At 52.5% G+C, this 1,277-nt stretch carries 1 protein-coding gene; it reads right to left on the reverse strand.

What is annotated here, in order from left to right; genetic code table 11:
• Nucleotides 1–158: 158 nt before the first annotated feature.
• Nucleotides 159–1,166, reverse strand: a complete 1,008-nt coding sequence (locus tag IVA80_RS15190) for a sterol desaturase family protein (protein WP_247431217.1) — start codon at nt 1,164–1,166, stop codon at nt 159–161.
• Nucleotides 1,167–1,277: the final 111 nt, after the last annotated feature.

The raw sequence follows: 1,277 nt of genomic DNA on the forward strand, positions 1-1,277 counted from the left end.
TATCTGCGGAGATCAACTTCGTCACCTCTGATATTGGCTTTCAATGACGGAAGAGTAGAGGTTGAGCTTGGGACCAGGCTTTGCGACGGGCAAGAGTATGCCGGCCGGCCTGTACCGAGTGCAGCGGATCGAAGCACCACCTTGTTATCTGAAGGCGATTAGCCGCGAGCATACTTCTTCGCCTTCATGCGCTTGTACATCGCCTCATCGGCTTCCGGCGAACCATCGTGCACCGTACCAAACCACTCGTCCAATGGAACCAACCGATCCCCGGTCCCATAATTCACCTCAAAGAACCGGTGGTGCAGGTAATGAAAGTAGTTTTCGGTGCTCATGTACTTTCCGTCATCCTTCAGGATTCGATCAAAACCCAGATGACCGTACGCCGGCCCCAGCGCCAAACCCATAAGCCCATAAATTACGTGTAGCGGATTTGAGGGGATTAGGAAAAAGATTAGCACAGCGGAGAAAAAGAGGATGTGCTCAAACGGGTGCATTGACAGGCCAGACCAAGGGCCCGGATTGACATTGTTGTGGTGAACTTTGTGAATAATGTGATACAGCGGCCCCATATGGATCAAGCGGTGGATCGCATAGAAGTGCGTCGACGACCACAGCGGCCAAAGCAGAACAAGCGCGATGAAATAGGCCGGATGCTGTTGGAACTCGATGGTGGGGATGTAGCCGTTGGCGAACATCCATAAGGCAAATACCTCATAAGTCGTCCAAATCGGCACGCCACTGCACATCGTATAGAATACATTCTCCGCATTCTGGCATCCGAACAGGAACGTAGAATTTTGGGTATCGGGCCACTTGGCATTGTATTTGAATTTAGTCTGCTGACGACGCTGAATGTACAGCACCGTATGGAAGCTGCCATAGAACAATAGCGCAAGCGCAGCATTCCGCAGGAGGATCAGCGAAATCCAGCCGGGGCTAAACTCCCGCATCGTTTCGAGCGAAGGCGTCAGATAGATCCACGCCACAAGCGAAGTAGCGAAGAACAGAGCGCTCCAAGGCCATAGGTAGCCCGGATAGCCGAGCAGCCAGCGCAAGAATGTCCTCGGCTGCACCGGCCAAATGAAAACCGGAGCGCGCCTTGGACGCTTGTTAGGTGTCCAGTACCCTCGTTTATCGCGTGTACCGAATTGCGTTTCGTCCATAGCATCCTCCAACACTGAACTGTGAGAATACCTGACTGCTCAAGCTGAGTTTCGACAAATGTCCGCGGAAATTCGAGTTTTGTGCGTTGTTGGTGATCTGTGGTGTCAGTG

This window comes from Bradyrhizobium sp. 139 (genome assembly GCF_023074175.1).
Lineage (GTDB): Bacteria > Pseudomonadota > Alphaproteobacteria > Rhizobiales > Xanthobacteraceae > Bradyrhizobium.

What these genes read in the sequence shown, in the direction of transcription:
- IVA80_RS15190 (WP_247431217.1), bottom strand. Translation starts at nt 1,166, where the DNA reads ATGGACGAAACGCAATTCGGTACACGCGATAAACGAGGGTACTGGACA.